The 20,034-nt window shown below is 67.1% G+C and carries 18 protein-coding genes and 1 pseudogene; 12 read left to right on the top strand and 7 right to left on the bottom strand.

Going from position 1 to position 20,034, the window contains the following annotated elements; translation table 11 throughout:
* Positions 1-11: 11 nt before the first annotated feature.
* Entirely contained in the window at positions 12-821 is an 810-nt protein-coding gene (locus IEY37_RS21330; protein ID WP_229674756.1) for a DUF305 domain-containing protein, read from the top strand.
* A 303-nt stretch (positions 822-1,124) separates the two neighbouring features.
* Entirely contained in the window at positions 1,125-2,498 is a 1,374-nt protein-coding gene (locus tag IEY37_RS21325; RefSeq protein WP_188944953.1) for a L,D-transpeptidase, read from the top strand.
* Positions 2,499-2,947: 449 nt separating this feature from the next.
* Here IEY37_RS21325 and IEY37_RS22405 read toward each other — a convergent pair whose 3' ends face one another.
* On the bottom strand, positions 2,948-3,214 hold the full coding sequence (locus tag IEY37_RS22405; RefSeq protein WP_229674755.1) for a hypothetical protein: 267 nt from the start codon (positions 3,212-3,214) through the stop codon (positions 2,948-2,950).
* A gap of 54 nt (positions 3,215-3,268) precedes the next feature.
* Here IEY37_RS22405 and IEY37_RS21320 point away from each other — a divergent pair, with 54 nt between their 5' ends.
* From IEY37_RS21320 to IEY37_RS22395, 4 genes are all read left to right on the top strand, one after another.
* Positions 3,269-5,188 carry a copper-translocating P-type ATPase gene (locus IEY37_RS21320; protein ID WP_229674754.1) on the top strand — a complete coding sequence of 640 codons (1,920 nt, stop codon included), beginning with the start codon at positions 3,269-3,271 and terminating at the stop codon, positions 5,186-5,188.
* A 372-nt stretch (positions 5,189-5,560) separates the two neighbouring features.
* The gene (locus IEY37_RS21315) at positions 5,561-5,881 is read left to right on the top strand and encodes a hypothetical protein (RefSeq protein WP_229674753.1); all 321 of its coding nucleotides are present in this window, start codon (positions 5,561-5,563) and stop codon (positions 5,879-5,881) included.
* A complete protein-coding gene (locus IEY37_RS22400) occupies positions 5,878-6,402 on the top strand; it encodes a nuclear transport factor 2-like protein (RefSeq protein WP_229674752.1) in 525 nt (174 codons plus the stop codon). Before IEY37_RS21315 ends, IEY37_RS22400 begins: the two co-directional genes overlap by 4 nt.
* On the top strand, positions 6,390-6,677 hold the full coding sequence (locus IEY37_RS22395; protein WP_308426422.1) for an ankyrin repeat domain-containing protein: 288 nt from the start codon (positions 6,390-6,392) through the stop codon (positions 6,675-6,677). The genes IEY37_RS22400 and IEY37_RS22395 overlap by 13 nt, the downstream gene beginning before the upstream one ends.
* A 567-nt stretch (positions 6,678-7,244) precedes the next feature.
* Here IEY37_RS22395 and resB read toward each other — a convergent pair.
* The 6 genes from resB to IEY37_RS21280 all read right to left on the bottom strand — a co-directional run bounded on the left by resB (position 7,245) and on the right by IEY37_RS21280 (position 14,370).
* A complete protein-coding gene (gene resB / locus IEY37_RS21305) occupies positions 7,245-8,825 on the bottom strand; it encodes a cytochrome c biogenesis protein ResB (RefSeq protein ID WP_229674751.1) in 1,581 nt (526 codons plus the stop codon).
* A 36-nt stretch (positions 8,826-8,861) separates the two neighbouring features.
* Positions 8,862-9,671, bottom strand: a complete 810-nt coding sequence (locus IEY37_RS21300; protein WP_188944975.1) for a cytochrome c biogenesis CcdA family protein — start codon at positions 9,669-9,671, stop codon at positions 8,862-8,864.
* A 2-nt stretch (positions 9,672-9,673) separates the two neighbouring features.
* Positions 9,674-10,186: a TlpA family protein disulfide reductase gene (locus tag IEY37_RS21295; RefSeq protein WP_229674750.1), complete on the bottom strand. Its 513-nt coding sequence runs from the start codon at positions 10,184-10,186 to the stop codon at positions 9,674-9,676.
* A 738-nt stretch (positions 10,187-10,924) separates the two neighbouring features.
* Positions 10,925-11,854 (bottom strand): DsbA family protein, encoded by a 930-nt coding sequence (locus tag IEY37_RS21290; RefSeq protein WP_188944949.1) that lies wholly within the window; start codon positions 11,852-11,854, stop codon positions 10,925-10,927.
* 128 nt (positions 11,855-11,982) lie between these two features.
* The gene (locus IEY37_RS21285; RefSeq protein ID WP_188944974.1) at positions 11,983-13,146 is read right to left on the bottom strand and encodes a cytochrome P450; all 1,164 of its coding nucleotides are present in this window, start codon (positions 13,144-13,146) and stop codon (positions 11,983-11,985) included.
* A 183-nt stretch (positions 13,147-13,329) separates the two neighbouring features.
* Entirely contained in the window at positions 13,330-14,370 is a 1,041-nt protein-coding gene (locus IEY37_RS21280; RefSeq protein ID WP_188944948.1) for a L,D-transpeptidase, read from the bottom strand.
* Between IEY37_RS21280 and IEY37_RS21275 the strand changes: the two genes are divergently transcribed.
* The 6 genes and pseudogenes from IEY37_RS21275 to IEY37_RS21250 all read left to right on the top strand — a co-directional run bounded on the left by IEY37_RS21275 (position 14,357) and on the right by IEY37_RS21250 (position 19,831).
* Positions 14,357-15,013, top strand: a complete 657-nt coding sequence (locus IEY37_RS21275; RefSeq protein WP_188944947.1) for a hypothetical protein — start codon at positions 14,357-14,359, stop codon at positions 15,011-15,013. The two genes, IEY37_RS21280 and IEY37_RS21275, sit on opposite strands and share 14 nt — an antisense overlap.
* Before the next feature lie 346 nt (positions 15,014-15,359).
* Positions 15,360-15,695, top strand: coding sequence for an ArsR/SmtB family transcription factor (locus tag IEY37_RS21270; protein ID WP_188944946.1), 336 nt, complete (start codon positions 15,360-15,362; stop codon positions 15,693-15,695).
* Positions 15,695-16,372: pseudogene (locus tag IEY37_RS21265) on the top strand (cation efflux transmembrane domain-containing protein); the annotation flags it as partial. The gene IEY37_RS21270 and the pseudogene IEY37_RS21265, both read left to right, overlap by 1 nt.
* 244 nt (positions 16,373-16,616) lie before the next feature.
* Entirely contained in the window at positions 16,617-17,780 is a 1,164-nt protein-coding gene (locus IEY37_RS21260) for a cation diffusion facilitator family transporter (RefSeq protein WP_229674747.1), read from the top strand.
* A gap of 85 nt (positions 17,781-17,865) precedes the next feature.
* Positions 17,866-18,639, top strand: coding sequence for a ZIP family metal transporter (locus tag IEY37_RS21255; protein ID WP_188944973.1), 774 nt, complete (start codon positions 17,866-17,868; stop codon positions 18,637-18,639).
* A gap of 271 nt (positions 18,640-18,910) precedes the next feature.
* Positions 18,911-19,831 (top strand): cation diffusion facilitator family transporter, encoded by a 921-nt coding sequence (locus IEY37_RS21250; RefSeq protein WP_188944944.1) that lies wholly within the window; start codon positions 18,911-18,913, stop codon positions 19,829-19,831.
* The last annotated feature ends 203 nt before the right edge of the window (positions 19,832-20,034 follow it).

Genomic DNA, 20,034 nt, shown 5'->3' with positions numbered 1-20,034 from the left:
TGGAGACAACTGTGAACACCTTGCGTATCCGCCCCGGACTGGTCGTCGTGACCGCCGGCGCCGGCCTCCTGCTGGGCGCCTGCAGCAGCGGCGGCAACACCGCCAGCACCATGACCCCGCTGACCAGCACCAGCACCAGCGCCGGGCCCGCCTCGACCGCGGCCACCGCCACACCGTCGACGGCCACCGGCGACCCAGCCACCGGCAGTACAGCGCCCAGCAGCACAGCCGGCGGCATGCCGATGCCGACGGGCCCGGCCGGCCCGCACAACAACGCCGACGTCACCTTCGCCTCGATGATGATCGAGCACCACAAGGGCGCCATCGCCATGGCCGACCTGGCACCGTCCCGAGCCGACAGTGACCAGGTCAAGCAGCTGGCCGCCAAGATCAAGGCGGCGCAAGCCCCGGAGATCGACCAGATGAGCGACTGGCTGGCCGCCTGGGCCCCGGACACCGACATGAACGGCATGCCGCTGACCAAGACCTCGGCCTCGCCGACCAGCTCCGACATGGGCAGCATGCCGGGCATGGACCACGGCACCGGCCACGGCGACACCGGCGGCAGCGCGTCCTCGGGTGCGGCAATGCCGGGGATGATGACCGAGCAGCAGATGCAGCAACTGACCGCCGCCAAGGGCGCCGCGTTCGACAAGCTGTTCCTGCAGATGATGATCGCCCACCACCAGGGCGCCATCGACATGGCCAAGACCGAACAGGCCGACGGAGCCAACCCCTCAGCGCTCAAACTGGCCAACTCGATCATCACCAGCCAGACCGCCGAGATCACCACCATGCAGGACCTGCTCAAAACCCTGTAAGGGGTTCTTCTCCTGCACCGACCGCCGGAGGGCCGGCCCTTCCCCCTCACGCGCCAGCCCTCCGGCACCCCACCCCTCCCACTCCCAAGCGGGACGGGTGGAACAACCCACCGCAGCGCCACCGCGGCCGCCGCGCCACCGCCGTCGCGGCGCTTTGAGTCCCACAGATTGCGGTCGACCGGGTGGCTGGACCCACGGCTGCCGTTCGGCGCGGACCGAGCACCGCACGCCACCCGAAGCCCGCTCGCGCCGCCACCACCGACGACGCCACCCCGCGACCTTGCCCCGTCCGGAAGGACCTCTATGCCCACCACCCCGAGCCGCATCGCGCGGCTGATGATCGGACTGATCACCACCACGATGACGGCCGCGGCATGCTCCGCCGTCCCCACCGCGACAACCGTGACCACCACGACGACGATCGCCGCTACCGCAGAACCGGCCACCCCGACAGTCCGTTCAGACACCGCGGCAACCGGATCCACCAGCACCGCCGACACGAGAACCGCCGGCACCGGCACCACCTCGACGGGCACCGCAGAGCTGCCGACGCCGGCCGCGCCGACCACGAGCGGCAGCCCGACCCAGGTCGGGCCGAAGATCGACACGGTGCCGGCGGATGGGACGACCGGAATCTCACCGATCGCACCGGTGGTCATCACCGCTCGCGGCGGGACGCTGCGCTCGGTGTCGCTGACCAATCCCGACGGCCGCCTCGTGCAGGGCTCCTACTCCGCCGATGAGCGCCGCTGGACCTCGACCGAGCCGCTCGGCTACAACCGCCGCTACACCATCGAGGCCAGCGCGACCGGAGCTGGCCCCGCTCGCACCGACACCACCGCCGTCTTCACCACCGTCAAACCGGCACAGACCGTCTATCCCTCGTTCTTCCCCAACCCACAGATGAAGACGGTCGGGATCGGTCAACCCATCGTCGTCATCTTCGACAAGGCCCCCCGCAACAAGGTCACCGCCGAGAAGGCGCTGCAGGTCAGCACCGTCCCGACCGTGAAGGGCAACTGGTACTGGTGGGACGAACGGACCCTGCACTACCGGCCGCAGCACTACTGGACGCCCGGCACCAAGATCACCGTGCGCGCCAAGGTATACGGGGTCAACTTCGGCGGCGGCATGTACGGCGAGACCGACCGCACCCTGCACCTGACCATCGGCCCGTCAAAGATCGCCAAAATCGACGACGCCACCAAGCAGATGGAGGTGTTCATCGCAGGCAAGAAGGTCCGCACCATTCCGGTGTCCATGGGCCGCAACCAAAAGATCACCGTCGCCGGCAAAAACATCTCATTCGTCACCCCGAGCGGCACCTACGTGGCGCAGGAGAAGTACGCCGTCAAGCGGATGTCCTCGGCCACCTACGGACTGCCCACCAGTTACGACCTCGGCTACGACCAGGACATCCCGCTGGCGGTGACAATCTCCGGCGAAGGAATCGTCGTGCACTCGGCGCCGTGGTCGGTGGCAGACCAGGGCCGGCGCAACGTCTCCCACGGCTGCATCAACATCAACCCGCAGGCCGCCCAGTGGTTCTACAACACCTTCAGCTACGGCGACATCGTCACCGTCACCGGCACCAGCACCAAGCTCGAACCCACCGACGGCTTCGGCGACTGGAACATCCCATGGCACCAGTGGCAGCAAGGCTCCGCCCTCCCCTGACCTCATCCGACATCACAAACGCCCGGACAAGCTGCTCGAGGCGGTCCCGCGCACGCCCAGAATCAAGCGCACCCGTCACTGGCTCTGCGGCGCACCAGCTCCCACACGCCGTGGCGTGCGGCAAGGACTCCTGTGCGCAGTTGCACTGCCGTCATCGCCTGGATGCAGCTCCAGGACCCCCGAGTGCTCGCCGGGCTAGACGCCCGTGAACCCGTCCTCGGGCCCGTGACCAGATAGGCCCAGGCCGACAGCACCCCGGCGCATCGAACACTGCTCGACCGGCGTCCGCGACCGTCGGGTGTCACCCGGCAGCCTGCAGTCTGTCCGCGCTCACCGACGCAAGCCGGCCACGACCACCACTCGACAAAGGTACCCCCCGGGGGTACCGTTGCCGGTATTGCGAGGGAGAGGAGACGGACGTGGCATCGAACCCTGACCAGACGACCTCTTCAGGAACCGTGCGCGGCGCATCGAAAGCGGTGACAACGCCACCGGACACCGTTCGACCGACCGGCGACATGGACCCCGTCCTGACCGCCACCGGCCACGGCGAACACGCCGGCCATCCGACCGCAGCACCACACGGCGGGCACGACCACACCGCCCACCACGCGGACGCAACGCACCAAAGCCAGGCAGGCCACCGCGGTCATGCAGGACAGAGTGCCCACGGCGGGCACGGCGGGCACGGCGGGCACGGCGGGCACGGCGATCATGCAGCGCAGTTTCGGGACCGGTTCTGGTGGTCGCTGGTCCTGGCGGTGCCGGCGGTGCTGGGCAGTCACATGTTCGCGGACCTGTTGGGCTACCACATCCCGTCGGGGTTGGTGTGGGTGGCGCCGGTATTCGGCACCGCGGTGTTCGTCTACGGCGGTTGGCCGTTTTTGACCGGCGCCGTCGGTGAGATCCGTTCCCGGCAACCCGGAATGATGCTGCTGATCGCGGTGGCCATCACCGTGGCGTTCGTCTCCTCCGCCGCGACGACGTTGAAGATCGGCGGGTTGGACCTGGACTTCTGGTGGGAGCTTGCCCTGCTGGTGGTCATCATGCTGCTCGGTCATTGGCTTGAGATGCGGGCGCTGGGCCAGGCTTCCGGCGCGTTGGACGCTCTGGCGGCGTTGCTGCCCGACGACGCTGAACGGGTTGACGCCGCCGGGCAGGTGCACACCGTCGCCCTAGATGAGCTTGCCGCCGGCGACCTCGTGCTGGTCCGTTCCGGCGGTCGGGTCCCCGCCGACGGTGTCGTCGTCGATGGCCTTGCGCACCTGGACGAGTCGATGATCACCGGCGAATCACGGGCGGTGCGGCGAGAACCCGGCGACCGCGTGGTGGCGGGCACGGTCGCCACCGACTCGGCGATCCGGGTCCGCATCGACGCTGTCGGTGAAGGCACCGCGCTGGCCGGTATCCGGCGGTTGGTCGAACAGGCGCAGTCGTCCCGATCCCGGGCCCAGGCTCTGGCCGACCGGGCCGCCGCAGTGCTGTTCTACTTCGCCGCCGGCGCCGCCGTCGTGACCTTCGCCGTCTGGATGCTGCTGGGCCAGCCGCAAGAGGCCGTCGAACGCACCGTCACCGTCCTGGTCATCGCTTGCCCGCATGCCCTCGGTTTGGCCATCCCGCTGGTGATTGCCATCTCCACGGCGGTGTCGGCCAAGGCCGGCATCCTGGTCAAGGATCGGCTTGCGCTGGAAAAGATGCGGGTGGTCGACGTAGTGCTCTTCGACAAGACCGGCACCCTGACAGCGGGTCAACCGGCCGTCGCCGGCGTCGTCGCCAGCACCGGGGACCAGGACCCGGCCGCCACCGCCCAGCTACTGGCCCAGGCCGGGGCCGCCGAGGCCGACAGCGAACATCCCCTCGCCCGCGCCATCGTGGCCGCCGCCCGGTCGGCCGGGTCGTTGCCGGCCGCCTCCAACTTCGCTTCCCACACCGGCCGCGGCGTGCAAGCTGACGTCGACGGTGCCCGCATCACCGTCGGGGGCCCTGCCGTCCTGGACACCACCGACGGGCACGTCCCCGAACCCGTGCACACCGCGGCCGCCCAATGGGCCGCGCAGGGCAGCACCGTGCTCTACGTGCTGCGCGACGGCCACGTCGCCGGCGCACTGGCCCTGGACGACCGCATCCGACCCGAATCCGCCGAAGCGATCGACCGGCTGCACAAACTCGGCGTACGCACAGCCATGATCACCGGTGACGCCCGCACCGTCGCCGACACCGTGGCCGGCCAAATCGGCATCGACGACGTCTTCGCTCAGGTACTACCCGCCGACAAGGACTCGAAGGTCGCCGAGTTGCAAGCCCGCGGGCACACCGTCGCCATGGTCGGCGACGGCGTCAACGACGCCCCAGCTCTCGCCCGCGCCGACGTCGGCATCGCCATCGGCGCCGGAACCGATGTGGCCATCGAATCCGCCGGTGTCGTGCTCGCCTCCGACGATCCCCGTTCCGTCGTCGGAGTGGTCACCCTCTCCCGCGCCTCCTACCGCAAGATGTGGCAAAACCTGGCCTGGGCCACCGGATACAACGTGGTCTCGGTTCCTCTTGCCGCAGGCGTCCTAGCACCCATCGGATTCGTCCTCGCCCCCGCCGTCGGCGCCATCCTCATGAGCGCCTCCACCATCATCGTCGCCGCCAACGCCCAACTGCTGCGCCGCATCCGGCTACGCCCCGACCAGGACCAGCGATGATCCCGTCGCCCCTCCGTACCCCCCGCCACCAGGAGACGGTCGACAGCGCTTCGTGCCGCCCGATTCGACGTGCACCGGCCGTCGAGGTGATCAACAGCGGCGGCGTGGGTGCCAAGCGGCTCGCTGATCCGTTACGGCTGGCGAAGCGCTGGGCCGCGGCGACGTGCCCTCGGCTTGCCGATCGGTCCAATAGATCCCGCTTGCCGCACAGTAACTGCGGCTGGGCCGTATGCCAGGTGGGTTCGGCAGGTGATTTGGCTTCCCCGGCCCTCACCGATTTGGCCCATTTGAGTGCGACGCGGTGAGTTCGGGGTGTGCTGCTCAGCTGCTGTTGCCTGCCTTCCGATTCCGGGCGAAGACGCGGAGGATGAGGTGGTGATGCGGATTAAACTGGTTGTCCTGGCGGACTGTCCTCACGAGGAAGCCGCAGCCGCCCTGTTGCGTGGTGCGCTCGACGACATCGGCCTGGGGTCGCAGTCGTTCGAGGTGGTCATGGTTGAAAGCCCTGCGATGGCCGAACAGATGCATTTCCTCGGTTCGCCGACGTTCACGGTCGAGGGCCGCGACTTGTTCGATGAGCCGGGCCGAACGGCGGCGCTGGCCTGCCGGGTCTATCCCGGCGGGCGACCGCTGCCAGGGCTGCGTGAGCTGCGTCGGGTTCTGAAAGAGGCGGCGGCGGTCGCGATCCGGTGAACGACTCGGCGAACGCAGCGATCGAGAAGGGCCTCGCGGCGTGGACGCGGGGTGATCTCGACGCGCTGGAGCAGGTGTTGGACCCGCAAGTCACGCTCAAAGCGGTCGAGCCTAGCCCGTGGGAGTGCGCGGGCCGCGAAGAGGTAATGGCGCTGTTGCGCCTGCGCCAGGGCCAACGACCGCGTGATGAGCTTCGCGCGGTGAAGGTGACGCGCCGTGATGATGCGACGTTCTTGGTGTCCGGTGTTGGCGTCGCGGAGGGAACGGCGACGATGGTGAATGTCGCGGACGGGCGAGTGATCGCTTTGCAGCAGGTGACCGCTGAGCCACGCGACACCGGCGCCGACTCGGCGGTGTCTGCGCTGCGGGCGGGCGACCTGACGGCATTGACACGCGCGCTGGCCGCACGACCGAGCCTCGCCCGTGACCGGGTGCCCGGCTATGGGGGCCGGACTCTCCTGCACGTGGTGCCGACTGGCCGGGATACACCCCGCGCGGCCCACAGGCGGTGCGCCTACTGATCGAGCGGGGCGCCGACCCGAACGTGCGAGCCGATGACGATGAACGCGGGGAGAGCCCGTTGCATTGGGCGGCCAGCAGCGACGACGTCGATGTCGCGCAGGCGTTGCTCGAGGGCGGCGCGGACATGCAGCTGCCCGGCGGCTCGATCGGGACACCGTTGGACAACGCGATCGGGTATGGGTGTTGGCACGTCGCGGAACTGCTGGCCCAGCGGGGCGCGCGTATCGAGAAGCTGGGGCATGCGGCCGCACTGGGCCGGCTTGATCTGTTGTAAGGTCTGCTTGTCGACGAGCCGGAACGCGACGCGGCCTCGCAGGCGTTTTGGCACGCCTGCGCCGCGTCCCAGCGTCGAGCCGCGGAGCGGCTGCTCGAGGCCGGGGCCGATATCGACTGGACCCCGGGCTACGCCGAGGGCACGCCGCTGGACGTGGCGACCGACCGGTCGACGCGGCAGCAGAATGTCGTCGACTGGCTTAAAGGAGTCGGCGCGAGCAGCGCCCGTCGCCCTGCCTCGGCGAGTCGTTGACGACGGCCCCGGGGGGGCAGACTCGATCGGATCGGGCGGAGGACAACCAGAGCGGCCCGGCGGCGACGGCCAGTAGTCCACCGACGATCAGGGGCTTGGCGCCAGCCGCGCGATCAGCCGCGGCGCGATGGCCACCATCAGTACGACTGATGAGCACGGTCATCGGCAGCAGCGCGGCGGTGGCGAGAAGTCGTAGCCCAGCGACAACCGCGATCGGCCGCAGATATGCGTTGTAAGGGGCCTGCCCTGCCCTCCGGTGGGCTCCGCGGCGTCGTCGTGGATGGGCAGCCTGCGTCGAACACGCTCCGGCCGCATTCATACGGTCAGCCGCACCAACCTTGAGAACTCTTCGCCGTAGCCTGCGGCGTCGGTGCGGGCCAGTCCCCCGACCTCGACATCCGTGCGGGCCTCCCCTGTTGCATCCGCCGTCGCACGAAACCGAAACCACACGCGCCGACGCTTGATCGTCAAAGAGACAGTCAGCCCGACGAGCAGGGCGATCGCGGAGATCAACGCGCCCAGCTGACCTGGGTCGTAGGACGTCTGCAGGCTCACCCACTCGTTGTACCCGGTGAAGGTTATGACAGTGCCGTCGTCGAGGGTCAGAGTCTGGCCCGGCGAAAGGTTGCCCTGCTTCACCTTCACAAGTAGTCCGCTGGCGACCTGGGCGCTGTCGATAGCGAAGACCGACTGGGGGCGACCGATCTCCAAGCCCAGGTCGCCTCGGTAGACCTGGACGGCCACGCCGGGATCGCGAGCAGCCGGAAACACGGAGGTCATCACCCCGCCACTGACTCGCTGCGTCGGAGCGAAAACACCGACCAGAGCCAGTTGGTGGGTGAGCAGACTCGTTCCGTTCCAATCCGGCGGGTCCGTGATTTTCACAGCGCCTTGTGAGACCAACGTGGAATCCATCGGCTGAAAAGGTTGCGCATAGTCCCGTACCGCTCCACTGGGATATTTCACACGAAAGTGCGGCGTGAAGCCGTGACCGAGTAGGTACAGGCGCTGGCCGCTGATACGCAGCGGATCGTTGACTTGCAGCACCCGCGAAGACCACCGCCCCGTGCCCACGTCGGAACCCGACTGGTATCGAATGGTTGCCGCAAATTCGGACGCCTGACCCTGGGCCGTGTAGGCACTACGGAAGTTTTCCACGTTGACGCAGAAGGGCGACATCTGCGTGCCGTCCACCAGAATCCCAGGACGGAAATTGTCATACGACACCGGGCCGACCGAACAGAACCCGCTTTGCGTGTCGACTATGATTGAGCCCTCGTAGCCGACGAGTTTGCCGACGGCGACCGCCACCAGCAAGCCCAGTAACGACAGATGAAACACAACGTTGCCCACCTCACGCAGGTAGCCGCGTTCGGCAGAGATGGTGACGGCGCCGTCGGCCTCGACGTCTCGTCGGATCCGCCAGCGTCGCCCCAGCACGGCTGTCGCTTTCGCTGCCGAATCGTCCGGAGTCGCGCTAGTAGTGAAGGCGAAAAAGTGCGGCATGCGGACCAAGTTGCGCGGCGTGACAACCGGCGGTCGTCGCAGCTGACGCGTCAATTCCACGCTCCGCGGAACCAGACACCCAACGAGTGAGGTGAAGAGCAACAGGTAAATGGCCGCATACCACGGGGAACCGAAAACTGAAAAGAACCCAGTCGCATCCAGCAAGCGCCCCCATCGCGGGTGGTCGATGATGAATTGCGCAGTCTTGCCTCTGTCGAGGTTCCACTGCGGAAGCAGTGCCCCCGGCAAAGAGGCTAAGGCGAACAAGAACAAGAGGATGAGTGCCGTGCGCATACTCGTCAGTTGCCGCCAGATGTTCCGAGCAAGCGCGAACGCCGTCTGTGCTGGCCTTGGCGAACGCGATGGCTCCGGACGGTCGGTAGTTGCCACCGCGCCATCGTCGGCGGCGCTTGTTTGCGAAACCATTTACAACCACACCCCGCCGCTACCGGACACTGCTACCTGAAGCCACGCTATGAACTGTCCCCAAACGCCGGAGACCATCAAGATGCCGAGCGCGATCATCGCCACGCCGCCGAACCGTTGGATGCTGCGACTGCGACGCCGCAAAGCGGCCAACCCGCTGCTCGCCCACCCGAATCCGAATGCCAGGAGCAGAAAGGGAACTCCTAGGCCAGCACAATAGAAGAGCACGAGCAGGAGCCCGCGCCATGCGGAGCCACCCCAGTCGGTGGCTGTTGCGAGTGCAATTACTCCGGCCAGTGTCGGACCGATGCACACCACCCATCCCAGCCCGTACGCGCCGCCCAGCAGCAGGGGCCCGAAGTTGCGTCCGGTCGGCCGCAGATGCACTCGCTTCTCCCGCTGCAGCACAGGAATAAAGCCGAGCAGCGCTAGCCCCATCACGACGGTGACAACTCCACCAATGCGCATCAAGACATCGTTGTTGACGAGGAGAGCCCAGGCAACACTCAAGACCGCCACGGTCTGCGCCAGGAAGATCGCGGTGAACCCGGCAACGAACAGCGCCGTCGCGCGGACCGCTCGCGCCCTGACGCGAATTGTCGCCGATGGCGTCGATGCGGCTGATTCTGCGCCGACAAGCCCGATGAGATACGCCAGGTAGCCCGGCACGAGCGGGATGGAGCACGGGGAGGCGAACGACACGGCTCCAGCAGCGAAGGCCAGCATCGCCGCCAGGACAAATGGACCGGACAACACAGTATCCGTGATGCCACTGGCGGAGACGTGCACGGAGGCGATCCCGGGGATCATGGTCAATGTGTCTCCGCCAGGATCGGCTCGATAACCGAAACCAACTTCTCGGCCGTTACCGGTAGCAACCAGATGTGAGCGACCCGGTGGTTGCGATCGAGCACTATCGTTGAGGGGATCGCGCTGGCGGGGTAGCCCTGCAGGGACAGCAACGTGCGCATGGATGGGTCGAAGATTGACGGATAGGGAACTTGCTTCGACTTGTGAAAATCGGAGCCTCCCTCGCGGGTGTCTTTGACGTCCACGCCGATGAACTGCACGCCCTTCGATGCTAGTTGCGCCGAGGCACGGTTGAGCCCGTCGGCCTCTGCGCGGCACGGTGCACACCAGGATCCCCAAAAATTCAGGACGATCACCTTGCCGGGATAGTCGGCTACCGCGATGGTTGACTCGGGCTCCAACAGACCAGGACCGCTCAACGCGCCGATCGGTTGACGATCCGCCACGCGGTACGACAAGTCCGTCCGGCCTCCAGGGGACACAAACGAAAAGGACTGACTCTGCGCGTTGTTCACCGAGCAGCTTACTGTCACGAGTGACATCATGCACAGCGCGAGTCCGGCGCGCGCGCGTCGGAATGTCCAGTAGTTCGACCTGACTGGGGATCCAGATAGTCGGCGACGGGTCAGGTGTTGGGGCGCCCGTGACGCGCGAAGAAAACCCAGCGCGTCACTACCCCTACGTAGTCGACGGTTCGCTGCTGAAGAGCATGCCGAGCGAGTGAGGGAGTCGGCCGAGTTCGTCGCACCCTGTTTATCGATCAGACCGATCGGATTCCGCCGCGCATGTGTACGACGGGCGCCGCGTGCCAGCCAGTCGATACGTTCAGGCCTTGAGGTCATCGATCGGCAGGCGCCCAGGTGTTCGAGGAGGTGCGTAAGCGCTACGACGGGCGCCAGAGTGAGCAGGACCACGGCGATGACTCGTCGGCGGCGCTGCCCGGTAACCCGTGCTGAAGCGACCTGTCCCGTGGCGTACACCGACGCGACGCGATGTGTACGCCTCACGCGTGGACTCGGGGTGAGGTTACGCATCGGTGATGTCCAGGATCCCGTGTCCAACTCGGCCTCAACTGAAAGAACTGACATTCACGCGTCATAGTAGCCAACTCCTATAATTTAACCGAATTGCCACAGGCAACGCGGTGATGGGCGGCGCAGCGGCTGCACATGACATCTCGAGGAGCGCGTACGGCAGCTGAGTCCGTGTCCATCGGCCCTTGCGGGGTATCGCACCGGGCGGTGCCCACGACGTCAATCGACAAGGCTGGTCAGCCAGCCTCTGGTGTTGATGTTGACTGGCTTGCCGTCTTGAAGCACGGTGGGGGTGCTCCAATTGCGTCCGATCGCCGCGATGAGTTGCCGCTGACCTGCCGTCGACTCGGCTTTCGCAGAAGCTGTGGTGGCGCCGGAGGTGATGCAGGACGCTGTGGACGATCCGGCGCCGCTGTTGACCGCCAATTGTGCAAGCTGTGCGTTCGCCAAGTCGGTGGAGCCCTTGTCCTGTGGTTGGGTATGTGTTGCGAACAGGCTCTCGAGGTAGGACCGAAATCCGCCGGCTCGGGTGCGGACGTCGCGAGCGATGCACATTAGCGCTGCCGAGGCACGGGTCGAGTAGTTCCCGGAGGCAGAGTTGCCGTCGAGGAAGGTGAGCATGTGATATCGGACGACGAGGGCGCCGTTGTCAACGTTGTCGTTGATTTCTTGGCCGAATTGCTGTTCGAAGAACGCACAGGCTTCGCATAGTGGGTCCACGTAGACATCTAGGGTGGCCCTGGGGACGTGGCCGGCGCTGGACACGGTGATCACGCCGTCGGCCGTGAGGGTGGCCGTTGACTCGGTCGACGGCCCGTAGGTCGACGTGGCCTCGCCTTGCTGTGCGTTGATGATCAGTCCGATGACGACGACGGTAGTGATGGCTGCAATCACCAGGCCGCCGACGATCAGCGGCGCCCGGCTGGGCTTGACCGGTCGTCTGGCTGCAACTGATTCTCGCGTTGCCTTGGACGCTGCAGTAGTCGGCTGCGTGGGCGCGTCGCCGAGGTGAACCGCTGGTTGTTGCTGCTCGGCGGGCTCGTCGTCGCCTTCGGCGGCATCCTGGTGCGTCGGCGGCTTGGACCCGCCGTTCCTGGTTTTCGCGGTCTCGGTTGTGAGGCCGCGCGATCTGCGCCTCAAGAGAGCCAACGGATCCTCCGGTTCCTGTTTTCGGTTCGTCGTGATGTGCGGTCTGACGCCTTGACGTGCTACTGCAGGAGGTGCGCGCCGATCGACTCGAGAAGAGGTTCGAGGCCATCCCCGTCTTGCCCCCGCGGCTACCAGGACACGGGCAGGTTGTCGATGCCGTGGACGATGGAGTACTGCCGGTAGTTGATGTCGGCGACGTCGATGTCCAGCTGCAGGCCCGGGAAGCGGCGAAGCAGAGCGGGGTAGGCCGCGCGGAGCTCCATCTTGGCCAGTTCCGCGCCGACGCAGCGGTGAATGCCGTGCCCGAACGCTAGATGCGCGGTACTGGCCTGGGGTGGGTGGACTTGGTCGGGTTCCGCGGCGAGGTTGGGGTCGCGGTTGGCGGAGGTGAGTGAGCACAGCAGCATGTCGCCCTTGTCGATGTGTTGGTCGCCGATCTGCAGGTCGCGCCGGGCGAAGCGGGGGAAGGCGACTTGGACGACGGTGAGGTAGCGCAGCAGCTCGTCGACGATGGCCGCGGTGTGGGTGTCGTCGTGGCGCAGCCGGGTGGCCAGGTCCGGTTGTTGCAGCAGCACGAGTGCGCCCAGGGCGAGCATGCTGGCGGTGGTTTCGTGGCCGCCGGTGAGCAAGCCGTCGGCGAGGCCGGCGAGTTCGTCGTCGGTGATGGCGTCGCCGTGTTCTCGGACGATCATGCCGAGCATGCCTTCGCCTGGTTGGTCGCGTTCTCGCTGCACCAGGGTCTTGAGGTAGATCAGCGATTCGGTGACGGCGCCCATCGGGTCGCCGAGGTTGGCGAAGATGTCGAACCGGGACTCGGACAGTTGCGCGAACGCTTCCCGTTCGCTGTAGGGGACGCCGAGCAGCTCGCTGATCACCAGTGACGGGATCGGGGTGGCGAAGCTGCTGACCAGGTCCACGCCCGGCCCGGCGGTCGCCATCCGGTCGAGTTGCTGGTCGATGATGTCGGCGATCCGTGGTTGCAGCCGGCCCAGGCGGCGCATGGTGAATTCCGGTGTCAGGATCCGGCGCAGTCGGGTGTGATCCGGTGGGTCGGCGAAGCCGAGCCCGCCCGGGTCAGCGGCCGGCGCGGCCCGCCCGGTCGCTGCGGCGGTGAGGTTGGCGAAGTCGTTGCTGAACGCGTCGGCGTCGGCCAGGACTTGCCGGACGTCGTCGTAGCGGGTCACCAACCACGCGGAGAACCCGAACGGGAACTCGAGCTTGCTGATCGGTTGGTCGGCGCGTCGTGCGGCCAGCTCGGGTACCGGGTCGAGCTTGTCCCGTAGCAGCGGCATGAACGGATCTGTCACAGGCAGGGCGCCTTTCAGGCAGTCGTGTGCAGCAGGGTTGTGAGCAGCGGGTCGGCGGGCAGGGGCCCCACCTTGGTCGGCCCCGTGCACCGGTGGTGTCCGCGGCGGGCTCACCGTCCGGATGTCCCGCATCGGGCAGGGGCGTCGGGCTGGCGTGGGCGGGCGGGGTCAGAGCGCGCTGCCTTGCAGCCAGTCGGACCAGGAGATGTTCCAGTCGCCGTAGCCGTTGCTGGGTTCGAGGTCGGTGGAGGTGCCGGTGACGGTGACGATGTCGCCGTAACTGAAGTTGTCGTAGAACCATTGCGCGGCTTGCGGGTTGATGTTGATGCAGCCGTGGGAGACGTTGCGGACGCCCTGATCCTGGACCGACCACGGCGCGGAGTGGACGAAGATCCCGTCATCGGAGATCCGCACCGCAAGCGGGATCAGCGAGTCATAGCCCAGGTCGGAGTTGAGCGGCAGGCCGTAGCTTGCGGAGGTCATCCGTTTGACTTCGTACTTCTCCTGCACGACGTAGGTGCCGGAGGGGGTGATGAAGGAGATGTCCAGCCCGTTGACGGTGACCGACTTGTTCATCCCCATCGACACCGGCACCGTGTCGACAAGCTTGTCATCGACGAAGATCTGCATCTGTTTGCTGGCGTCGTCGACCTTGGCGATCTTGGACTGCCCGATGGTGACGGTCGTGGACCGGTCAGTCTCGCCGTAGACGCCGTCGCCGAGGTTGACGCCGTAGATGTTCGCGGCGACGGTGATCTTGGTTCCCGGCTTCCAGTACTTCTCGGGGCGGTAGTGCAGGGTGCGGTCATCCCACCAGTACCAGGCGCCCTTGACGGCGGGGACGGTGGTGACCTTGAGGGCCTTCTCGGCCGCCGCCTTGTCGGTGGGGGGCTTGTCGAAGGTGACGACCATGGGTTGCCCGACCCCGACGGTGGACAGCTCGGAGTTGGGGAAGAACGACGGGTAGATGGTGTCGGCCGGTGTCAAGGTGGAAAACGACGCTCGTGTGGTGGTCTTGCCGCCGGCGGCGCCGACGGCGGCCGCGGTGATCGTGTACCGGCGGCCGTAGCCCAGCGGCTCGGTCGAGGTCCACTTCGTGCGGTCCGCGGTCAGGGCGCCGCGGACCTTCTTGCCGTCCGGGTTGGTCATCACCACCGACGTCAGGGTGCCCGCCGCAGCGGCGACGGTGACCGGCTTGATCGGCGACACGTTCTCGGCCCCGTTGGCCGGTACCGCTGACAATCGAGGCTTCGGCGGAGCCAGGACGGTGCTGCTGACCGGGGTGGTCGCACTAGGCGGCGATGACTGGCTGGACGACGACCCGGACAGTGACCCGGACAGCGGCGAGGATCCGGTGCTGGTGACCGCACCGGTTCCGGGTCGCACCGTATCCGCGGCCGTGCCGGCTGGGGTCACGGTGCTGTTGGTGGCGCTGGCTTCGGGTGCGGCGGTGGGCTGCGCAGCGGGGGTTGCGGTGCAGGCCGAAACGGCGAGCAGGGCACCGGCCGCGGCGAGACCGCGCAAACGCAAGGACGTAACAGGCATGGACGAGCTTTCTGCAAGGTCGGACACGAACGAGGAGACAAAACGTGGGGATGTGTTGCCGCTGCAGGCAGGCGCAGCCAGCGACGTGCCCGACCGTCAGGTCCGTTCCACGCACAAAGTCCGACGGTTCGGGGGGTCCGACCCGCCCGTTCGTCCGCTAGGCAACCGCCGTACCGACACCGTCGGGGCTTGCAGCGCTGCGGTCGGTCCACCCACGAACGCCATGATGAGCAGACCTGTGAGCAACACGGTCACACAACCGAAACGCATCCCATGGCCGTCGCGGCTGGGCCACTGCTGGACCTGAAAGACGCCCCGCCCGTCCGGCGCAGCGGCACCGGTGACGGTCGACGGCTCGTCGACAGAATGCACAGAGTGGTCAACGCCAACCGATGGTGATGCCGTGGTGAACGCGCTCACCGACATTGGGTCGTCGCCGGCGTCATGAACGGTGAAAAAGTGCGCCACGACGGCGACCAAGGCCACGCCGAGCAGCAGCCAACGACCTAGCCATACAGCGGACAGGGACGACAGGCCACGCGTGGATGTCACGTCCGCGCCTCCTCCTCCCGGCCTCCCCGACCGCACAACCGGCAGGTGCAGCCTACCGGTCCACCGTCGCCTGGATACACCGCGCGATGTAGTGTGTTGGTGTGCCTGTTGAGATCGCCACGTTCGGCGCGGTGTTGGCCCGTTTCGGTCAGGCGTTGTCCGACCCCACTCGGGCCAGGGTGTTGCTGGCGCTGCGGGACGGTCCCGGCTACCCGTCGGAGCTGGCGGAGCTGTTGGGCACGAGCCGGCAGAGCCTGTCCAATCATCTGGGGTGCCTGCGGGGCTGCGGGTTGGTCGTCGCCGTGCCCGAAGGCAGGCGGTCCCGTTACGAGTTGGCCGATGCCCGCCTGGCGCACGCCTTGACCGACCTGATGAGCGTCGTGGTCGCCGTCGACCCCCAGTACTGCGCCGCCGCCACCACCGAAGGGTGCTGCTGATGGCCGCCGCGACCACCTCCCCCGGCGGCGCCGCACCGCTGGCCCGGCCTGGTGCTGCTGCCGTGGACCGGCCGGCGTTGCTGCAGCGGCGGATCCGGTGGTTCGTCGCGGCCACGATCAGCTACAACGTCATCGAGGCGGTCGTCGCGTTGGTCGCCGGCGCCGCAGCGTCCTCGACGGCGCTGATCGGGTTCGGGTTGGACTCGGTGATCGAGGTGTCCTCGGCGGCGGCGGTGGCGTGGCAGTTCGCCGGCCGGGATCCGCAGCGGCGGGAGAAGACGGCGCTGCGGATCATCGCGGTGTCGTTCTTCGCGCTGGCCACCTACGTGACCATTGACGCCGCAATCTCGTTGCTGGGCGGCCGCGAGGCCCAGCACTCCCCCGTCGGGCTGGTCCTGGCCGGGCTGAGTTTGCTGATCATGCCGGTGCTGTCCTACGGGCAGCGCCGCGCCGGGCGGGAGCTGAACTCGCGGTCCGCGGTCGCCGATTCCAAGCAGACCCTGCTGTGCACCTATCTATCGGCGGTGCTGCTGGTCGGCCTCGCCGTCAACTGGCTGTGGGGGTGGTCCTGGGCCGATCCGATCGCCGCGCTGGTCATCGCCGCGGTCGCCGTCCGAGAAGGACTGCAAGCCTGGCGCGGCGACAGCTGCTGCGCCCCCACCGCCGCCCTGCACGCCGACCACAACGCAGACCACAACGCAGAGTCCGATTTCTGCTGCGTCCCGGGCACGCACCCGGCCGATGCCCCCACGGCCGCGGCTGGGGCCGTGTCAGTGTCCGTCGACACCGACGAATGCGACGCGGGCTGCCGGTGCTGCTCCCCTGCCGATCCCGCTGCCGACTCCACCGTCAGCCCGACCGGCGGTGCGACCGCCGGCGCGTCCCTCGTCGCTGTGCAGCTCGTGCAAAGGCCGCACTCGCGTGACTGACCACGACGGCAGCGGCGCAGCGCCGCCGCCCCAAACACGCGCTGAGCGGGCCGGCCACGGCCATGCCGACCACGGCCATGCCGACCACGGTGAGCACGGCGGGCACGGCGGGCACGGCGGGCACGGCGGGCACGGCGGGCACGGCGGGCATAGCCACGGGGTCGCCGCGGACGCCGACCGCCGATACTTGACCGGGGCGTTGGCTTTGATCGTGGTGTTCATGCTGACCGAAGTGGTGGTCGGGGTGGTCGCCGGTTCGTTGGCGTTGATCTCTGATGCCGGGCACATGCTCACCGACGCCGCCTCGATCGTCTTGGCGTTGGTGGCGATGCGGCTGTCCGCCCGGCCGGCGCAGGGCCGCTGGACCTATGGCCTTAAACGCACCGAGATTCTGTCTGCTCAGGCCAACGGTCTGACGCTGGTGCTGCTGGCTGTGTGGTTCATCTACGAGTCGATCCGCCGACTGATCGACCCCCCGGAGGTCACCGGCGCGCTGGTGCTGATCACCGCCCTTGTCGGCATCGCGGTCAACATCGCCGCGGCGTGGCTGATCTCCAAGGCCAACCGCACCAGCCTGAACGTCGAAGGCGCGTTCCAGCACATCCTCAACGACCTCTACGCGTTCATCGCCACCGCCATCGCAGGACTGGTGGTGCTGCTGACCGGGTTCGCCCGCGCCGACGCTCTCGCGGCGATGGTCGTGGCAGCTTTGATGCTCAAGGCCGGATTCGGCCTGATCGGTGAGTCCGGCCGGATCTTCCTCGAGGCCGCGCCGCGCGGGCTCGACCCGGACGTGATCGGGCCGGCGATGGCCCAGCGGCCCACGGTCGCCGAGGTTCACGACCTGCACATCTGGGACGTCACCTCCGGCATGCCCGCCTTGTCCGCGCACATCCTGGTCGACCCGACGGGTGACTGCCACGCCGTCCGCCGCGACGTGGAAGTGCTGCTGCGAGGCCAATACCGCATCGACCACACCACCCTGCAGGTCGACCACATCAACGACCCCTCCGCGACCGCACAGGACGGCGGCCAGGCGGGCGAAACCTGCGAGGAACCCCACGGCCCGCGCCACTACCCCGTCGCCGCCGCCGAAACGGCACCGACCGCCGTCACGGCACCTGAAAGCGACCGACCGCAGCACCACGGACATTGACCCTCGAACTGAGCTTCGAACGTAGGCAATCAAGTCTTTGGAGCCGACAGGGCATCTGTGGACGTCTGAGTGGAGGTCTTAGGTGATGTCTGTGGTCGGTCAGGCCGCCGTCTTGGTGGTCTTCCCGGTGGTGGCCGCGGGCGCGGGGGCTTTCGCGGGGGCGCTGCGCCGACCTAGCCCGAAGTTCACCAGCGGCGTGCAGCACTTGGCGGCCGGCGTGGTCTTCGCGGCCGTGGCCACCGAAGTGCTGCCTGAGCTGAAGGCACAGGGACACCTGTGGGCGACCGCGGTCGGCTTCTCGGCCGGCGTCGCTGTCCTGCTGATGCTGGCCGCCTACACCCGACGCCTGGAAGCCACCACGGCCGCTCCCGAGACGACCGGTGACAGCCCCGCCCAATCCACCGCTGCGGCGCCGACCGCACGTTTACCGGTGGGATTGCTGGTCGCGGTAGGAATTGACTTGTTGTTGGACGGCCTGCTGGTGGGCTTGGGCGTCACGCTGGGCAGCAACCAAGGGCTGATCCTGACGGTCGCGCTGACCCTGGAAATCTTGTTCCTGGGGTTGGCGGTATGCGCGGAGTTGCTCGAGCTGGGAATCGCCCGGTTCCGGGCCGCCAGCGTCGCGGCCAGCCTTGCTTTGGCCACTGCGCTAGGGGCTATCGGCGGCGCGGCTGTCCTGGGCGACGCCAGCCCTACCGTGCTGGCCGCCGTTTTAGCCTTCGGTGCCGCCGCGCTGCTCTACCTGGTCGTGGAGGAACTGATCGTCGAGGCGCACGAACAACCCGACACGCCCGTACTCAGCGCGCTGTTCTTCCTCGGCTTCATTGCGCTGTTCCTGCTGGCAGAGGTCGGCGGCTGAAGCAGCGAATGGAACAGTCAAGTTTTAGGGACGCTACAAGTCCGATGTCCGACGAATCCGTGTATCGCCCAGGTGTTGGCGTTTTATCAGCGACGACGGCCGATCCGCCCTGACAGCAGGAGCGCGCCGGCCGCCTTTGGAATCGGTATGATTTCGGATCTAGGCGGTCGTGTGGGATGCGCGACGGGCACCGGCTAACCAACCCGGATTAGGAACGGTGACGCCGCAACAGCGGCAGCACAAGCTGAGAATGAGGTGGAAGGCGGAGGTCATGAGCACGTCCGGTGGTTCGAAGGCGATCTTCGCGGCGCTTGCGGCGAATATGGGTATTGCGGTCACCAAGTTCGCGGCGTTTCTGCTGAGCGGGTCGCCGTCGCTTCTTGCCGAGTCCATCCATTCTGTTGCCGATTCCGGTAACCAGGGCCTCCTGCTGGTCGGTGGTCGCCGATCCCGCCGGCAAGCCACTGCCACCCATCCATTCGGGTACGGTCGCGAGCGTTACCTCTACGCATTCATTGTCGCCATCGTACTGTTCAGTATTGGGGGCCTGTTCGCCCTCTATGAGGGGATCAACAAGGTTCGGCAGCCGCACACCGTTGAAGGGTGGAAGTGGCTGCCAATCGTGGTGTTGGCCGTGGCGACGGCGTTGGAGAGTTACTCCTTTCGAACCGCAGTGACTGAATCTAATCGAGCGCGAGGGGGGCTCTCGTGGATCAAGTTCGTTCGGTCGTCCAAGGCTCCCGAACTGCCCGTGGTCTTGCTGGAGGATCTGGGCGCGCTGCTCGGCCTAGCTTTGGCGATGATCGGAGTCATCCTCACCCTCCTGACGGGCAACGGCGTGTACGACGCGTTGGCAACGGTCGCCATCGGTGCGCTGCTAGTAACGATTGCAGTCGTCCTGGCAGTAGAGACGAAAAGTCTGCTGCTCGGCGAGTCCGCCTCAGATGCGGACACGGCGCTCATCGTGTCAGCGTTGACGTCGACGCCGTCCATCACCCGGATCGTGCACATGAAGACGCTGCACCTGGGTCCCGACGAGATCTTGGTCGCCGCAAAAATCGGTGTCAATCATGACGACTCAGCGCAACACGTAGCGACCACAATTGATACGGCTGAAAGTCGCATCCGCCAGGCGCTGCCCGCAGCGCGGATGATCTATCTGGAGCCGGACATCTACCGGCAACAAGCGTGAGCGCTAGCGAACACCGGCGGCGAGGCGGATACCCCACGCAGCAGGTTCGTCGCCGCCTGCGTAACGGTTGGCCCACCTGCGCTCGCCGCGGTGGTGTCTACAGATTGTCGCGGCGTCGGCGGAGCGCGATGGCCCCGACTAGCTGTACTGACCGGACAGGTTGGTTAAGCGGGTGACCGGGGCCTGGTTCCCGATTGCGGTGT

Origin of the sequence: Nakamurella endophytica (assembly GCF_014646215.1) — a bacterium.
Lineage (GTDB): Bacteria > Actinomycetota > Actinomycetes > Mycobacteriales > Nakamurellaceae > Nakamurella > Nakamurella endophytica.
This window is presented reverse-complemented; position numbering and strand designations above follow the sequence as displayed.